The sequence below is a fragment of the Spiroplasma endosymbiont of Lasioglossum villosulum genome (assembly GCF_964020195.1).
Taxonomy (GTDB): domain Bacteria; phylum Bacillota_I; class Bacilli_A; order Mycoplasmatales; family VBWQ01; genus Spiroplasma_E; species Spiroplasma_E ixodetis_A.
This window is the reverse complement of record NZ_OZ026539.1, coordinates 179,574-198,047: the sequence shown is the minus strand read 5'-3', so window position 1 is coordinate 198,047 and position 18,474 is coordinate 179,574. Positions and strand designations below refer to the sequence as shown.

General features: G+C 23.4%; 18 protein-coding genes. 1 reads left to right on the top strand and 17 read right to left on the bottom strand.

The features are described 5' to 3' along the window. Positions 1–108: 108 nt before the first annotated feature. Positions 109–546: a PPC domain-containing DNA-binding protein gene (locus AACK81_RS01155; RefSeq protein WP_338961847.1), complete on the top strand. Its 438-nt coding sequence runs from the start codon at positions 109–111 to the stop codon at positions 544–546. A 53-nt stretch (positions 547–599) separates the two neighbouring features. Here AACK81_RS01155 and fba read toward each other — a convergent pair whose 3' ends face one another. The 17 genes from fba to AACK81_RS01070 form a co-directional block, all read right to left on the bottom strand. Next, on the bottom strand, positions 600–1,469 hold the full coding sequence (gene fba, locus AACK81_RS01150) for a class II fructose-1,6-bisphosphate aldolase (RefSeq protein ID WP_338961846.1): 870 nt from the start codon (positions 1,467–1,469) through the stop codon (positions 600–602). Positions 1,470–1,606: 137 nt separating this feature from the next. Further along, positions 1,607–3,211 (bottom strand): CTP synthase, encoded by a 1,605-nt coding sequence (locus AACK81_RS01145; protein ID WP_338961845.1) that lies wholly within the window; start codon positions 3,209–3,211, stop codon positions 1,607–1,609. A gap of 36 nt (positions 3,212–3,247) precedes the next feature. Beyond that, entirely contained in the window at positions 3,248–3,655 is a 408-nt protein-coding gene (gene rpoE / locus AACK81_RS01140) for a DNA-directed RNA polymerase subunit delta (RefSeq protein ID WP_338961844.1), read from the bottom strand. Positions 3,656–3,706: 51 nt separating this feature from the next. Continuing rightward, positions 3,707–5,347: an arginine--tRNA ligase gene (gene argS, locus AACK81_RS01135; protein WP_338961843.1), complete on the bottom strand. Its 1,641-nt coding sequence runs from the start codon at positions 5,345–5,347 to the stop codon at positions 3,707–3,709. A gap of 83 nt (positions 5,348–5,430) precedes the next feature. Further along, positions 5,431–6,522, bottom strand: coding sequence for a hypothetical protein (locus AACK81_RS01130; protein ID WP_338961842.1), 1,092 nt, complete (start codon positions 6,520–6,522; stop codon positions 5,431–5,433). Positions 6,523–6,553: 31 nt separating this feature from the next. Next, positions 6,554–7,747, bottom strand: coding sequence for an HD domain-containing protein (locus tag AACK81_RS01125; protein WP_338961840.1), 1,194 nt, complete (start codon positions 7,745–7,747; stop codon positions 6,554–6,556). 190 nt (positions 7,748–7,937) lie between these two features. After that, entirely contained in the window at positions 7,938–9,383 is a 1,446-nt protein-coding gene (gltX, locus tag AACK81_RS01120; protein WP_338961838.1) for a glutamate--tRNA ligase, read from the bottom strand. Between the two features lie 119 nt (positions 9,384–9,502). Further along, positions 9,503–10,189: a hypothetical protein gene (locus tag AACK81_RS01115; protein WP_338961836.1), complete on the bottom strand. Its 687-nt coding sequence runs from the start codon at positions 10,187–10,189 to the stop codon at positions 9,503–9,505. 13 nt (positions 10,190–10,202) lie between these two features. Next, positions 10,203–10,862 (bottom strand): hypothetical protein, encoded by a 660-nt coding sequence (locus AACK81_RS01110; RefSeq protein WP_338961835.1) that lies wholly within the window; start codon positions 10,860–10,862, stop codon positions 10,203–10,205. A gap of 14 nt (positions 10,863–10,876) precedes the next feature. Further along, a complete protein-coding gene (locus tag AACK81_RS01105) occupies positions 10,877–11,380 on the bottom strand; it encodes a hypothetical protein (protein ID WP_338961834.1) in 504 nt (167 codons plus the stop codon). An 85-nt stretch (positions 11,381–11,465) separates the two neighbouring features. Next, positions 11,466–12,563 carry a redox-regulated ATPase YchF gene (ychF, locus tag AACK81_RS01100; RefSeq protein WP_338961832.1) on the bottom strand — a complete coding sequence of 366 codons (1,098 nt, stop codon included), beginning with the start codon at positions 12,561–12,563 and terminating at the stop codon, positions 11,466–11,468. Positions 12,564–12,645: 82 nt separating this feature from the next. Further along, positions 12,646–14,817: a hypothetical protein gene (locus tag AACK81_RS01095; protein WP_338961830.1), complete on the bottom strand. Its 2,172-nt coding sequence runs from the start codon at positions 14,815–14,817 to the stop codon at positions 12,646–12,648. Continuing rightward, a complete protein-coding gene (locus AACK81_RS01090) occupies positions 14,798–15,463 on the bottom strand; it encodes a hypothetical protein (protein WP_338961828.1) in 666 nt (221 codons plus the stop codon). The genes AACK81_RS01095 and AACK81_RS01090 overlap by 20 nt, the downstream gene beginning before the upstream one ends. Before the next feature lie 35 nt (positions 15,464–15,498). Then, positions 15,499–16,503, bottom strand: a complete 1,005-nt coding sequence (locus AACK81_RS01085; RefSeq protein WP_338961827.1) for a hypothetical protein — start codon at positions 16,501–16,503, stop codon at positions 15,499–15,501. Between the two features lie 410 nt (positions 16,504–16,913). After that, entirely contained in the window at positions 16,914–17,069 is a 156-nt protein-coding gene (locus tag AACK81_RS01080; RefSeq protein WP_338961825.1) for a hypothetical protein, read from the bottom strand. Next, positions 17,014–18,261, bottom strand: coding sequence for a hypothetical protein (locus AACK81_RS01075; protein WP_338961823.1), 1,248 nt, complete (start codon positions 18,259–18,261; stop codon positions 17,014–17,016). Before AACK81_RS01075 ends, AACK81_RS01080 begins: the two co-directional genes overlap by 56 nt. Positions 18,262–18,281: 20 nt before the next feature. Further along, the gene (locus tag AACK81_RS01070) at positions 18,282–18,404 is read right to left on the bottom strand and encodes a hypothetical protein (protein WP_338961822.1); all 123 of its coding nucleotides are present in this window, start codon (positions 18,402–18,404) and stop codon (positions 18,282–18,284) included. Between the last annotated feature and the right edge of the window lie 70 nt (positions 18,405–18,474).

Here is an 18,474-nt window from a genome sequence, read left to right as displayed (position 1 = left end):
ATTTTTATTACAAAAAAAATATTTTTTTCCTATAATAATCAATTTTAATCATTATTGCTATTAATAAATATGTTAAAATACTGCTAAAAGAAAGGTGAGATTCTTATTATGAAAATTAAAAAAATGATCGGAAATAAGTATGCATTAATTATTGAAAAAGATGAAATGATTATTAAAACTTTAGAGCAATTTGCTATTAAAGAAAACATAGGAATGGCACAATTCCAAATGATTGGTGCTATTACTAATGTCACTTTAGGCTACATTCCTAAAAAAAGTACTGATTATGTAAAAAAAACTTTTCTTGAACAATATGAATTGTTATCAACAATTGGAACAATCATTTGAGATGAAAAAGATAGAAATAAACCAATTATTCATTGTCATACTACTTTTGGTGATGATAATTTTAACGTAATTGGTGGTCATATGTTAGACGCGAAAGTTGCTATTAAGGCCGAAATAATAATTGATATTTTAAGTAATGAAAAAATATCACAAGTTATTGATAATAAAAGTAATTTTCATATTTGAAATTTATCTTAATTTAAGGAAAATTATTTAAAAATGGTCATATTAGTAATAATATGACAATTTTTTTAAGATTTTCCTAATGAACCAAATTCTGTTAATAATTCTTTAGCTTTAAGTTTAATTGCTTCCATTCCTGGCTTAAAAATTTTTCTAGGATCAAACCCTTTATCTTCATTAAGTTTTCCTTCCGTAACATATTTTTCAATAGCTGCGGCGAATACTTCTTGTAATTCAGTATTAACATTAATTTTACTAATTCCTAAATTAATAGCTTTTTTAACCTGATCTTTTGGAATTCCAGAACCACCATGTAATACCATTGGCTTATTTGAAACTACTGATAAATTTTTTAACACATCAAAATTTAAACCATCTCAATTTTTAGGATACTTTCCATGAATATTATTTATTCCGGCTGCTAAAAAGTCAATTCCTAAAGCTGCTAATGATTTACAATCTTCCTCACTAGCAATCTCACCACTACCAATAACTCCATCTTCTTCACCACCAATAGTACCTGCTTCTGCTTCAACAGATGCATTTTTTTTCTTAGCATAAGTAACTACTTCTTTGGTACCTTTTATATTTTCATTAAAATCTAAATGAGAACCATCAAACATAACTGAACTAAAACCAGCATCTAATGCTTTCTTACAAGAATCTACTGATTGACCATGATCTAAATGTAATGCCACTGGAATAGTAATATTTAAATCATTCAATAACGCTAAAGTCATACTAACAACTGTGTTAAATCCACCCATGTATTTAATAGCACCTTCTGAAACACCTAAAATAACAGATGATTTAGTTTCTTGTGCAACTTCAAGAATAGATCTTGTTCATTCTAAATTATTAATATTAAAGTGAGCAATGGCATATTTATCTGCTTTTGCTTTATCAATCATATTTTTTGCACTAACAAATTTATTCATTTCTTTTCCTTCTTTCTTAAAATATTATAACCTTATATTATATATTTTCATAAAAAATCTAGTTGCATATATATTTTGAGAATATACAATTCATAAAAATTATAACAATTTTAAAATTAAATTTTCTTACTTAATCATTATTTTTTAATAATACTTTTAATTAATCCTAAAAATAAAGGATTTGGTTTATTAATTCTTGATGTGAATTCAGGATGAAACTGACTTGCAATAAAGAATGGATGTACTTCTTTTGGTAACTCAATCACTTCTACCAAATCTTCTTTATTATATATACCACTAAAAATTAATCCATTTTTTGCAAGTAATGTTTTATAACTATTATTAAATTCATAACGATGACGATGACGTTCAATAATAATAGTTTGTTTATAAAGAGATTTTGCTAATGAATCATTAATTAAAGTGGTTGGATAATTACCCAATCTTAAAGTTCCCCCAATTTGATCATTTTTATTTTTACCACGTAATAAATCAAAAATAGGATTTTTAGTTTTTTCATTAAATTCAGTAGAATTAGCATCTTGTAAATTACATACATTACGAGCATATTCAATACAAGCTAACTGCATACCTAAACATAATCCCAAGAAAGGAACTTTATTAACTCGAGTATAATTAATTGCATTGATTTTGCCTTCAACACCACGATTACCAAAGCCACCAGGAACAATTATTGCTTGGAAAGGGGAAAGCATAGAATTAATGTTTTTACTATCTAAACTTTCGGCGTTAATAATTTTATAATTAACTTTAGTATTAAGACTATAACCTGCAATTTTCAATGATTCAATTACTGATAAGTAAGCATCACTTAAATTCGAATACTTTGCCACAATACCAACAGTAACTTCTTGATTAATATTATCTAACTTTTTAACAATTACATGTCATTCTGACATATCTGGTTTAGTTTTATTTAACTTTAATAATTCTGAAACTACTTCATCAATTTTTTGTTGTTCTAAAGATAATGGCACTTTATAAATATTATCACAATCAGGAATTGCTAAAACATGACTGCGTTTAATATTACAAAATAAAGATAATTTATCAAAAATATGATCAGGTGGCATAGTTTCACTACGACAAACCAAAATATCAGGTTGAATACCTAATGATAATATTTCTTTTACTGAATGTTGACTGGGTTTCGTTTTAAATTCACCAACCGAATATAAATAAGGAATTAATGTAGTGTGAATAACAATAACATTTTCATGACCTTTTTCGTTTTTAACTTGTCTAATGGCTTCAATAAAAGCTAATGATTCAATATCACCAACTGTTCCACCAATTTCGGTAATAATAACATCAGCCTTACTATTAATTGCGGAATTAAAAATATGTTTTTTAATTTCATCAGTAACATGAGGTACAACTTGTACAGTTTTCCCTTCATAAAAACCATCACGTTCCTTTTTTAAAACAGTTTGGTATACTTTTCCGGCAGTAATATTGGAATCTCTAGTCAGATTTTCATCAATAAAACGTTCATAATGACCTAAATCTAAATCAGTTTCAGCACCATCACTAGTTACATATACTTCACCGTGTTGATAAGGACTCATAGTACCTGGGTCAACATTAATATAAGGGTCAAATTTTTGCATAAAAATCTTAATATTTTTTTGCTTTAATATACACCCAAGCGATGCTGCTGTAATTCCTTTACCTAAAGATGATACAACACCACCAGTAATAAATATATACTTTGAATTCATTAGTTTTCTCCTAAATATTAATTAATAATATCATTATTATTCATCATCATAACTATCTTCTAATGGTTTAATACTAATGGTATCTAAATCATCATCTTCATCTTCTACGTCTTCACTTAAATCTATAGTTTCATCATTATCTGTAACTGTTTCAGTACTATCAATTTCGTCTTTTGTATTACTTGGAATTTCTACTCTTGTCATATGTTCTTTAATTTCCTCTAATGAGACTTCATTACGTGGATATCAAAGTTTATCATTTTTTAAGAAAAAATTGGTATTTAAAATAATTCCAGTATAAAGTTCACCAGCAATTTTTTCTTCATCTTCTTTAGAAATATTACATTGTTTTTTAACATGTGTTCAAATTTCATTAAAACTGCTTTTTTTCTTTTTGCATAAAAAACTATATGCTACTTCTACTAATGTTTGTTTGTTTTGCATTTCTTAATCACCTTCTAAATTGTATATTATAAATAATAAAAAATATATTTTTTACATCTTTTTAGGCGCATCCACACCAATTAAATTTAAAGCATTGGCCATTATTTGTTTTATTGCTAAAACTAATGTTAATCGTTGAATTGTTAATTGTTGATCTTCACTAATAACTTTATGTTTATTATAATAAGAATGAAATAACTTAGCTAATTTCTGAATATAATTTGTAAGTAAATGCGGTTGATGCTGTTTTTCAATTTTTTGCAAAATAATTATATATTCATCTAATGTAATCAATACTTCTTTTTCCTTTTGTTCTGTTAATAAATTAATACTATTTGCAATTTCAAATTTTGGATAATTCTCTATAATTTGATTTATACGTGCATGAACATATTGTGCATAATAAACAGGATTTTCGTTAGATTGTTGTTTAGCAAGTGCTAAATCAATATCAAGATGTGATTCAACTGATCTTGATACTAAAAAATAACGTAAAGCATCCTTTCCAATTAAATCTATCATATGTCTTAAAGTTATTGATGTTCCTGCTCTTTTTGACATTTTTTGTTCTTTGCCATTATCAATAACCTTTACCATTTGCATACATAAAATATCAAGTTTAGTGGCATCATTATTAAGCATATATAATCCTGCTTTAATTCGTGGAATATAGCCATAATGATCTGCTCCTCAAATATTAATTAACACATCACTACGTTGAAATTTAATATGATGATAAGCTAAGTCAGGAAGCATATATGTATAAGTTTTGTCTTTCTTAACAATTACACGATCTTTATCATCTTCAAATAAAGTAGTTTTTAAAAAAATAGCACCATCAAGTTGATAAGTATTGCCTTGCATTTCAAATTGTTTGATTAAATTAGAAATAATATTTTCTTTATATAAAAATGATTCAGAAAATCAAATATTAATTTTAACTTTAAATTTTTTTAAATCTTTTTTAATTTCTGAAAGCATATAATTAATACCAAATTCTTTAAAAATTAAAGAAGAGGTTTCATCAAAAGGTTTATTTGCAAATTTATTACCATTTAATTTCAAAAATGATTGTGCAGCAGTTAAAATTTCAGAACCACGATAACTTTCTTTTGGTAATTCAACAGCATTACCACAAAGATTTTGATAATTTATGAAAATTGAATTGGCCAAAACATTAATTTGATTACCAGCATCATTAATATAGTATTCTCTAACTATATTATATCCTCTATGTTCTAATATATTAGCTAAACTATCACCAATAGCCGCATTTCTTGCATGTCCTAAATGTAAAAGTCCGGTTGGATTGGCACTAATAAATTCAATATTATAAGTAATATTTTTTTTATTAGATTGACCATATAATGATTTCTCATTAATAATTTTCATTAATAACAAACTAAATACTTCAACATTAATATTAATATTAATAAAACCAGGAGTAATATAATCAATTTTTTTAATTAATGGGTGTTTCTGATGAATATTTTTAACTATAATTTCAGCAATGTCTAATGGTTTTTGTTTATATTTTTTTGCTAATATCATTGCTATTGATGTAGAATAATCACCTAAGTCATTATTTTTATTAATTTCAATAACAACTTGATTCAATTCTATTTCATAATTTGCAAATGCTACTGCATCAAGAATAATAGTAGTGAGTTCATTAATAACATAACTGTCCACAGTTCAGACCCCTTTCAATATCTAAAATATTATACTCATAAATTTAATTTATATCATATAAAAAAATAAAAATAAATACTTTTTTATAAAAGTTGCTCAATTGTATCATTAACATACTGTATAAATCCAATTCTGATTAAAAATTCCAAAATAGCAACATCATTGTAATTTAAATCAATTAATTCTTGATAGTTACCAAAAATTTGATTATCCAGTACATTTCTTAATTTATCATTAATTTTTTTTGGATCATCTTCGATCTTAATTCCTGAAACTTTAACTAATTCTAAATCAATTTTTTTTTGCATTTTAACTTTAGTATTATCATCTTTATATAATTCTATTAATTTTAAATATAATTCTTGTAATAAACTTAAAGCCTTGACAAAATTACTTAGTAATTCTTGTTCATTAATTATATACGAATTTAAATTATGAAAATAATTATGATTTATCTCAGCTTCATATCTTGCTGCTTGACCACCAGGATTAATTTGTTCAAAATAACGCAAACGTTCTCTTAAATTTAATAATATTTTACTCATTTCCTCACTTTCAACTCTTGTAGTACTAATTAATTTAAGCAATCTTATTAAATTATGAAAATTAAATTTTTTCTTACTAGCTGAAGGTTCAACTTGAATATATTTTCTTAAACAATGCTTTAGTTTTAATTCTAACGATTGATATACTGAAAAAAGAGTAATATGAAAATTATCATATCCAATCCCTTTTTTAATATTTAAAATAGCGTTAACTGCATACATATTAGCGCGATCATTATCATTACCCAAAACATTAGTTAAATGCAACGTTCTTGGAAACTTATTAATCATTGTAAGTAATGTTTCTTTAAATTTAATTTTTAACGTATTATCTTTAAATTTAATTTGATTTATTTTAACTGATTTTAAATCATTATATTCATTACCTATTATAAGGTAGGCAAAAATAGAAAAATAAACTATTACTTTTTCTTTAAAATTTATTCAAGTAAAATTTAAAGTTTTAATAGCATTTTCAATTTTTTCTTTATTAATTAATACGCCCAATATCACTATTACTTCTTGCGTTGCTAAGTGATACTCATGTGAATTTAAGTAAAAATCTCCTGGCGTTAAATCTAAAATATTTGGATACTCAAAAACTTTATTAATTGATTTTAAAATTTTCATAATTACCTCATTTTATAACAGTTTTAAATTTCTATTTCTTTTTTAAAAAATAAATTGTATTTGGTGCTTTAATTGGATCTTGCAAAATTTGTGAGATTTTTTCTAAAGTAATATACTCTTCGTTTTTTGTTTTAATAATAATTGGATCTTTTTTAAAATAATAAAGTACATTTTTTAAATCTTGTTTAACCCCAATAACATTAGTGTTATTTTGACTTGTTAATAACAACAATTCATTTTCTCAGTTAAAACAAAATAAAATTACTTTTGATATTTTTACTAACTCATTATCGTTTTCAAAATTAATAATATCTTGCATTAACTTAATTAAAGTAGCATCTGTTCAATTTAAATATGTTTGTATTTCAACGCTTTTTCCCTCAAAAATAGCAATAAAATCATGAATATTGACTTTAAATGAATAAGTTTTATCAAAATATAATTCAGTTATTCTTGAAAATAATTTTTGTAAATTAAGATCAAAAAGAATTCCACTTTTATGATAATAAACTTGAGAATACATATGGAACCTTGTGATTAAATAATTTTCAATAGCAGAAATTGCCTTGTATGAAAAAACTAAACCCTCTTTAATATCAATTATCATATTTGTAATAATTCAATCAATATCAATACTTCCATAACCAACTCCTGTAAAATATCCATCACGCATTAAATAATCAATACGATCACAATCTAATTGCGATGATACCAATTGAATTTGATATTTAGGATAATTTTTATAATCCTTCTTAAGGATACCAATAATAGCATTAATATTAATATTAAATTGTTTTAAAATCATGTTAATTTCAGTACTATTATCATTAATAATAGCACAAGTATAATCTTCATGAGTAAAATTTTCTTTTTTATTAACATTAAGGTTTATGATTTTTTCAAAAGTGTGTGAAAAAGGACCATGTCCTAAATCATGTAATAAACCAGCAATTTTAATGTTTATTTTTTCCTCTTTAGTTAATAAAGAAGAACCTTCAACTTCACTAAGAACACGATTTAATATATGATAAACACCGATACTATGAACATATCTAGTATAAGTTGCATTAGGAAAAGCAATTTGGACACCACCAAGTTGATTAATTCATCTTAATCTTTGAAATTCTTTACAAGATATTAACACCTGAATAACGGGTTCGCTGATATTAATATTTTTGTGTATAGCGTCACGAATAAAAGTTACTTTATAATTATTGCTTGACATAAATTTTAACCTCTCATTAATATCTTATAAATTTTAGGTATTATTAATTTTTTATTTTAATAGTAACATAATATAAAATTTTTCTTCTATTTTAATAATTATTTTGAGTGAAAAGAACAATTTTATAATTTTTATTTATAACAAAAGTAAATATTATATTTTCTATATAAGTAATAATAATTATTTTTCTTTAATATTTAAAATTTAATTTCACATTATTAATAATGGTAGCATAACCTAATAGTTTAATGGTGCTAACTAAATCAGGTCCATGCATTTGTCCTGTCGTAATAATTCTAATTGGCATAAATAATAATTTGCCGTTAACATTAGTTTCTTTTTTAACTTCATTAATAATGTTTTTAATATTATCACTAGTTCAATTTTTACAATCAATAATCTTTTTAATAAATGTTGTACAAACTAAGTTACATTCATTATCATTCAAAAAAGTCTTTACTTCTATATTTACCTTAAAATTATTTTTAAAAAATAAACTTACCAATTCATTAATTTGACTACCATATTCTAACTGTGATTGATAAATTAATAATACTTCTTTTCATCATTCAATAGTTTTGCTATTTCAATTATATTTTTCTTTAATAAAAGGTGTTACTAAAGCTAAGTATTGTTCAACATTTAATCTTTTAATATAATAATTATTCATTCACACTAATTTTTCTGGATCAAACATGCTTGGTGCTTTACTTAAATATTTTGGGGTAAATAATTTAATTAATTGTTCTTTAGTATAAATTTCTTTTTCTTCATGCGAACTTCATCCTAATAAAGCAATAAAATTAAAAATTGCTTCTGGTAAATATCCTTCTTTACGATATTGATGAATAAATTGGATAATGCTACCATCACGTTTTGATAATTTTTTACGTTTATTATTAACAATTAATGTTAAGTGGGCAAAAATTGGCATTTTCCAATTAAAATACTCATAAATAACTAATTGTTTTGGTGTATTTGACAAATGTTCTTCACCACGAAAAACATGACTTATTTCCATTAAATGATCATCAATAACAACAGCGAAATTATAAGTGGCCACTCCATTTGATTTAATAATAATGTAATCTCCTAAGTCTACTGAATTAAATTCAACATTACCACGAACTAAATCTTTAATTTTATAACTTTTATTAGTGGTAATTTTAACTCTAATAGCATATGAAATTTTATTTTGTAAATTTTCTTCAATTACAGACTGCTCTAATTTTGAACATGTTCCATCATACTGGAAAGCTAAAATATTTTTATCTGCTTGTTTCTTACGCATTTCTTCTAGATATTGAGGTGTACAAAAACAATAATATGCTTTTTTTTCTTTTATTAGTATTAATGCATGTTGAATATATATATTTAAACGTTCAGTTTGTTTATAAGGACCATATTTACCTGGTAAATCAATAGTTTCATCAGGAATTATTCCCATTCAACGTAAATTATCTAATTGTGAACTAATTCCATCTTCAATATTGCGTTCTAAATCAGTATCTTCAATTCTAACTATAAAATCTCCTTTGTTATTTTTTGCAAATAAATAATTAAATAATGCTGTTCTAGCACCACCAATATGTAAATACCCAGTAGGACTAGGTGCATATCGTACACGAATTTTCATATTTTCACCATCTTTATTAAATTTAAGATTTTTTAATCTTACTAACTTTTTTTTCTACTTTATTAGTCTTTTTTTTAGAATTTAATTTTTTTTATTATTTTTTTACGATTAGTTTTAGATTATAATTTTTCATTTACTTCTTCATCAAGAAAAATTGTAATAGTCTGTGTATCATTTGGATCAAATTCATTAGAACTTGGTAATGGTTGTTTTAATTCTGGTTCAAATTCAATTGCTTGTTCAATACGTTGACGATAAAAGTGATATGTTTGAACATTAATTAAATTTAATTTAAGTAATAAAATAACTGCTGCAACAAGTAATGCAAAATAAAAACCAAAAATTGATCAAACAATTGTTGAAGAAACTCAATTTCGATAATAAAAACTTGGTGTTTCAATTGTTCCACCCCTATTAGGTATTATTTGTGCACTATCATTACTTCATTCACAATAAAGCAATTGACCAGAAAAACTTATTAAAAATCCAACAACAAAAATTATAAAGTTTACAACTAAAAATACAAATTTAAAACGAGGAGATTTTTCAAGAAAAACTCTTGCCGTAAAAATACAACTTATCAACCCAAAACTACTTACAATCAAACCTATTACTGGTAAATAATAAACTGTAGTATAACTTGAAGGATTAAAACTTGGTGAAGGTTCTGCAATTTGAAAACCATAATAATATAAATCTTTTAAAACTGTATTTTTTGACAAAGCAATTAAAAAAAATAATTCATAAATAATAAATGTGCTTAATAATAAATAAAAACTAATAAACCACCAATTACGAATTCTCATAAATCTGTCCCCCTTATTTAATATTCAAAGTTTTTTTACTAAATCCCTTTTCTTGTTTTTTAATTTTTTTTAATTCTTGTTTTCTAATTCGTCTTTGTTTTTTTTCCATACTTCTAGTAGTATAAATTTCATAATCTGAGTTCATAAATGTAAACTTTCTACGCATAATTCAAAAAAATAGTTGTGTAATCAAAATTAAAAAAAGACTAAAAATAATAAATATTCTTGCAATAATTGGATTAATTCAATGATAATTTTCATTATATAATATTCCAGATTGTGAAATATAAGTTAATTGTACTTCTGAACTTAACATTACACTAAGAATTAATAATCAAAAAGCAGTATAAAACATTCTACTGCTATACTTTGAAGAGACAATACTTACTCTAGGAGCAAATATTAATAAAATCATACTTACAGTAATTGCAATTAAACAAACAATTGGTACATAAAATAAATTCAAAATAGGATAATTAAAATCAGTAAGTTTTACATTATATAATTTATATTTTGATACATTAATAGCAGCAAATAATAAAAAAATAAAAACTGATAAAAAAAGAACTATTGATATTGTCAAATAAACAAAATATGCATTTTTAGTTTTTTGTTCATATGGAATAAAACATGTTTCTTTGTTTTTAAGATTATCTAAATCTTTAATTTTCATTATTTTCACCTACTTTATTTTTCATTAGGTAATTCTTCAACTACTAAAATTAAAATAATCGCTGCTATTACTTCACATATTCATACAATTAATGAGATTAATGAAAAAAATAATAATACTGGTATTGATCAAAAAACTAGACTACCGCTTAACATTAATGTTGATAATATTAATGTTGAAATAGCAGTAATTCTAAATGAAGATTTCTTTTTAAGTTTCTTTGCTGGTATCATAAAACAAATAATACTGACTAAAATTGCAACTCCAACATATGATAATGATAAAGCTAATTGTAGTTTACTAAATTCAAACCCCATTTTTTGTCCAACAAATGTATTAACTATTAATAGTATTAAAAAAGCAATACTACCAATAATTTGCACAATTGGTGATCAAAAAAGTAAAGCTCTTGAAACTTTTATTTTATTAAGAACATCAAACTTTTTAGTTTTTTTATTTGGAACATAATTGTTTTCTTGAATGTCAGAATCAGGATTTTGTAAATTACTTTTTAACATAATAATTTTTTCCTTTCTTGCTAGTATATTTTCAAATTAATTATAACAAAACTATAACCTTTTTATAATTAATATTATCTTAAAACTAAACATTAAAAAGGAAATGACAAATATCACCATCTTCAACTATATAATTTTTACCTTCAACTCTCATTTTTCCCTTTTCCTGAACATTTTTTTCACTACCCAATAATTCTATATCTTGATAATTATAAACTTTAACTCTAATAAAACCTTTCATGAAATCTGTATGAATGATACCAGCACACTCTGGTGCTTTCATTCCTTTAATAAAAGTTCAAGCATGAACTTCTTTGGGTCCAACAGTAAAATAAGTACCTAAATTTAATAGTTTATAAGTTGCTAATACAATTTGATCAATTCCTGATTCAAAAATATTTAACTCTTTAAACATTTCTTTTTTTTCTTCTGCTTCTAATTCAGAAAGTTCACATTCTGTCTTAGCACAAACAACAATTACAGTAATATTTTTTTTGCTCATATATTGTTGTAATTGTTCAACATATTTATTAGTTTTAGTTATTAAATCTTTTTCATTAATATTAGCAATAACAATTATTGGTTTAGCAGTTAAAAAATTATAAGGTTTAATCATTAGTAATTCTTCTGAACTTAACTTTTGATTGCGAATAGCAATACCATTGTTTAATTCATTATTAATTTTTTCTAATAAAGCTACCTCAGCAATACCTTGTTTATCTCTAGTTATTTGCGATTTTTTACGAACTTTTTCTTTTCGTTTACTTATTACTTCTTGATCAGCTAACATTAATTCCAATTCAATAATTTCAAAATCATTAATTGGATCAATTTTATTTTCAACATGAGTAACATTAATATCATCAAAACAACGAATAACTTCGCATATTGCATCAACCGTTCTAATATTGGCAAGAAATTGATTACCTAATCCTTCACCTTTACTAGCGCCTTTGACAAGTCCAGCAATATCATGTAATTCTAAAATTGTTGGTACAACTTTTTGTGGATTAAAAATTTTTATTAAATTTAAAATTCTTGAATCATTGACTGGAACGCTACCAATATTTGGTTTTATAGTAGCGAAAGGATAATTTTCAATTAATACTTGTGAATTGGTTATGGCTTTAAATAATGTTGATTTACCTACATTAGGTAAACCAACGATACCAGCAGTTAACATATAATATACACCTGTTTCTTTTACTTATATGATTACATCGTATCATATAAATTATAAAGAAAAATATAAAATTAATTATCAATTAAGAAAAATTTAATTTTGGAGTTGATTTGGATGGTAATGGTACAGTATTTACTAAATTATTAGATTCATTAATAGTATTACCAGCAAGTTCTTCATCATCGCTTTCATCATCAAAAGGATTTGTACTAACTGGTTTAGGAGTAATCTGACCAGAACAAATGCCACTATCACTAGATGCTGTTCTAGTAAGACAATGATTAAATTCTTGACGAGATGATTCAGTACTACTTTCTAAATCACTATACTGTGGAAAACTATAACTATTAAGTTCTCTTAATATTTTATCGATATCAATAATAGAATAATCATTTTCTTCAAATTCATAAGAAAGTGAACTTATCGCACTATCAGTACTATTTGAACGTGATAATTTAGGTTTTTTTTCAATTATTCATTCATCTCAAGGCTCAGATGTTGGCAATAGTTCTGGTATACTTTGTCTTTGATAAGATACGCTTATTTTATCTATTGATGTTTTATTTTCATTTAAATTTGCAATTAAAGTTCCAAAATTTTTTATATTATTTTCTTTAATCACTTTGATATTTCTTTTTGTTTTTTTTCATGTTCACGATAATTTATTTATTATTTTTTGTCATCAACTAAGTTTTTTAAATTTTGTTTTTGATATTTCTACTAAAGATTTTTGACAGTGTTCAATATCAATAGTTTTAATATTGTAAAGTTTACTTAAAAATATTGTTTTATAATCATCAAAATCATCATAACCAGTATATATTTTTAAATTGTTTTTAATAATATTAAAGTTTTTATCTCAACATAAATATTTTTCAATACTTCAAGGTGCAACTTCATTCGCTTTCTCATAATATCTGATAAAAGTTAGATAGTCATTATAAAATCATGAATTTGCTATTTTTTGGTTACTTAATTCAGAAATTTTATTTTTAATAAAACTGATTTTTTTAACAAGTTGTTCGATATCTAACTTTAATTGTGCTAATATCTTTTGATTTTGTAGTTGAACATTTACAATTGTATGATTAGTTAACGTTTCTCATTCCTGTTTCTTAATTTGTAAAAGTTCAATAATGCTATCATGTAACTTAGTTAAATCATTAACTGCCGTTCTTATTTTACTATCAACTATTAAAACTGATTTTCTTATGGCGGCAACTTTTTCTTTTATTTCTAGTAGCCTGTTTTTTGCAATTAAACTATCTCTAAGAATTTTAAAATTAATGGTAGATGTTTCAGTTTTATAACTACCTATAAAATATTTTTTATTATAATAAAAAATATCAAATGTTACATTGGTGTTGTTTTTATTTTGATTTAAATTTTTAATATTTTCTTTACTGTTTTCACTAAAAACAAAATTTAAATTACCATTAGTAAGATTTTCTTTTAATTCTTGACTAATTTTTAAATTTTTTTCATATTGCATTTGACCTTTTTCAATTAATTGTTTATATTCTTCTATTTCTTGTTCAATAGTTACTAATAATTTTTCTTTAATTTTTTGCAAATTAATTTCTCATTCTCAATTATTGAAAAAATTTTGATTATTAACTTTAACAAAACTTAAAACTGAATTACTAATTTTTTTAAGTTTGTTCGATAACAATTCTACATGTTCTACTAATTCTTTATCTTTTCAAATTATATAATCATTTATTAACGATTGTAACTTCAAAATTTCTTGTCAATTTGGAAATGTAACTTCTTCTTTATTTAAAGTAAAATTGAATGTCCCACAATTATTAATCGTAATGTCTCTTATTTTATATTCTAATTGTTTTTTTGAATTTAAATATTGAATAATAACAGTAAAATCATCTTTATTTTTTGTTAAAACTTTAAATGAAACTGCTTGTTTTTCATTAATACCAGTAATATCGATTATACTATTAATTGAAATAATATCATCAACTTTTCAATTACCAGTTGCCAATCTTTGTTGATTTAATTTTTGTTTAATTCTTTGTCTTGAGACTTTGAATGTATCAGATAATTCTTCTTGAAAACCTTGTACTAATTGCTGATTTATTTTTAATACACTACTTATCTTAGTAAATTTTTCTTCTGCTTTGTCTTTATAATTTTTAATAACATTATTTTTTAATATTTGATTTTCTGATAAAAAATGTTCTTCTAACGCAAACTTAAGCCAAATTTCTTGCTTCTCATTAGGAAAATAAACATTCATTAACTAACTTAGTAAAATCTTTTTGTGATTCTCAAAATTTAATAGATATTTCTTCTAACTGTTGTTGATATTTTCTAATTTCTTCATTGTTTTTAGAGTTTAATATTTTTAATTTGATATCTTTAATATTGTTTATGGTTTCAGAAAAAATTCCTTCATAATTTGCATATGATAATAACGAAAAATAAGATTCTCCCATCCTTTTTGATGTATAAATAGGACTTGTCTTTGCTAAAAGTTTATTTTTTTCTATTTCTTTAAGTTCTTCTAAAAATTGTAATAAACTTCCAATAACAGCTTCTGGTTTATGTTGAAGTTCAAGAGGTAAATTTTTATGAATTTCAACAAATTCAGGAAAATTTTCATTAAATAAATTATCAATTTTATAATCAAAATCAGTAGCTACTAAATTATTATTTTTAGTGCTTCTAATAATATATCCTTTAACAGCTTCTCTATTATATAAAGATAAATTATGCACCTCATTAAAAACATTACTTATTATTAAATATTCTTTACTTTTTGTCAATAACCTTTTCTGTAAATAACTTAGCATTTGAACATTATTAACCAATTTTATCCTTGTTAGCAAATAATTTAATCGTTCTTGTTTAATCTTTTCATTTTTATGTAAAATTTTTTGCATTTCTGCAATTGCATTTTTTAATTTATTTTCTGTTTTTAAAAAAGCATTTTTTTTCTACATTTTTTTTGTAAATTGACTAGATCAGCAACCGCTTTGTTATCTTCAGCAATTAAATTAACAAAACTTACAATTTCTTGATCTAATTTTGCAATTTCTTGATCTAACATCTTAAAACCATTTGTTGTTTTTTCTGATTCTAAATTTAACAGTTTTAAAATAAAATGCATTGAAAATACACCATCATAAATGTTTACTAATAATTCTAACTTTGTTATTCATTTCGTTTCAATTTGGAATGTAGCAGAAGTAAAAGATTTACTTCAATTATTATCATCAATTTTATACATAAAATTAAATTTTATGTCAAAAATATTTGTTTGGTCACCAATTTTAATATCTTCTAATTTAATTTTAAATTTTGCTAACTCTTCTTTAGTAAAAATTGAGCCAGTTTTATTATTTAAATTATTTAATAATTCTGTTTGGGAAATTAATGAGGTGATATCATCAACATTAATATTTGTCTCTTGCGAATAAGCAGAAACGTTTATTACTTCATGCAATTGATTAATTTTTTGTATAAATAACTTTAATTTTCCTACCATTGTTAATAATTTAACAGAACTCGCTGTTGAAGAAACGCCAATTTTTTCTGCTGCTTGTTTAATAAGAGAAACATTTTCAATCATTGGTAATGTTCCTCTATTATGTTCTAATAAAATATTGGAAACTTTCTTTTTTAAAGAAAACAAATTTAAATCTTCAAAATTGTAAGTGGTTTCATTAGACACATAAAAATTACTTCTTTGAAAACAAACAGTATCATGAAAAGTATCATTATATTTTCTTAACTGACCTTTAGCATTTAATAAATAAATTTCTTCTACATCTAGAAAACGAGAAATGACTCTTCCAAATTTAGTTTCACTTTTTCAATCGATAAAATTGTTAGTCCGTTGTGATTTATCATCAACATAAGTATATTTAGTATCCAATTCTGCGGCAGTAAAAGCAGGAATTAATACTTTTTCTCCTTCCAATGTTTCACCAAATACGACAAATCTTGTACCTTGCGAAGCATTCTCTGTCTTAAAAATTAATGTTTTATTATTATTAAAAAAAATTTTAATTGTTGACCTTTTGTTATGTTGTTAAAATTAAATGTGTTTGGCATTATTTTCCTCCCTATTTTTTGTTTTTTATTAAATTTAATATTAATATAATAATTTCATTATTGTTATTTCAAATATTTAAAACAAAAAATACCAACTTGATTTGAAAATCAAGGTGGTATGTTATAACCTTTTAAAATTAAATAATATTAAAAGAAATTAACTTTTAATATTTAATATTTAATATCAAGGTTAAAAAACAAATCTTGTCGTCGATGGGGCATATTATATTTATATATATTATATTTATCAAATCTTGTCGTCGATGGGGCATATTACTATTTAATATCCGGGTCACTAGTAGCACTCATCATATTAGTAAAATCATAAGGAATATTATCAATTAAATAATCATTTTCTACTTCTGCTTGATTAAGTTTAGTTTGTTTCTGTTTCTGTGGAAACTTCGTTTGTGGTTTGTTGTTGTTTTCCATTGTTCTCTCCTATTAATTGGTTATTTTCAGAATTAAATAACTTTAATTTAACTGTTAAGTTATTAATTTCTTGTTCATCATTAATATTAAAGGTTTTACTATTTAATAAATCTTTGTCTAAACGTATTAATATTTGAATAAATTTAAGAATATCAATATTAAATTGTCATAATTTTTGTTCAATATAATTAATAGTTGAAATATTTACTGCTGTACTTTCGGGAACTGATTGTTGTACAGATTTTTTTTGACTTGGAATATGAATACCACAACGTTTAAATATTTCATTAACATTTCAATCGTATATATCAGTTAAATTTTTACCTTTGAAATTACTATTTGTCATATTGATATTTTCGTTTTGTTCATTATTATCTCCACCACTTTTAAATATGTAGTTTTTAGTAACTAATGTTCTTACTGCTTCTTCTAATGTTGATTGAACATTACCATAAGTTTGACTAAAAATAAACTTTGGTGAGTTTAAAATAGTATCTAAAACAATTTGTTCATAAATAACATCTAATGCTTTAATTTTATCCATTACTTTATCACAATCTGCTAATTCATTTGCTTTATTTCGCATAATTGCTATTGGTATATACTTAATATTTAGTGTTTGTTCTTGTGCTAAATTAGGGTTATTAATGAATGATTTAAAATCTAATGGAAATTGTTTTTTATTATCATTAATACTATAAATTACACGATTAATTGTTACTTGTTCATTGTTTAACGTATAAACTTCAAATAATCTTACAGTTTGTGCATTTTGTTGATAACTATCATAAAAAATAGTACATTGAATTAATTTACCAGTAATATCATAAACTCTTTGTTGGATATCAACTACTTGAAAATATAAATTATCATTTGCAATATAAATTAAATAACCACTAATTCCTAATTTACTTAATTTAAAAATAGAATTTCAATTTTTTCTATAAAATTCTTGTTGAATTAAATATTGTTTAATAGTTTCATTATTAATATCTAATGGAGCATTATATAAATTAGCGTTATTTTCTGCTACAAAATCAGTAAAATAAGTTTCATGATTAAAATCATTAAAACCAAAATAACTTAAAATAGAAGCATGTGTACTTTTATTTTTATTACTTAAAAATTTTACTTTTTCATTTTGATTATCACTAATATTACTTCTATCTTTTCTAAAAAAACGACTTAGCATAAATAATATTCACCACCTTTCTAAAATATTTGATTAATTTTTAATACAATTTTTACAATAATAAATATAATTAAACCTGCAATAGCCGAAGATAATAAAACTCCAATTAAACTTAAAATAATTTTTATAATTTTTCAAATCATAATTTTATTCCTGTAATTCTTCTAATTTTCATACATTACCTTTTAAATTACCTTTTCCAGTATAAATAGT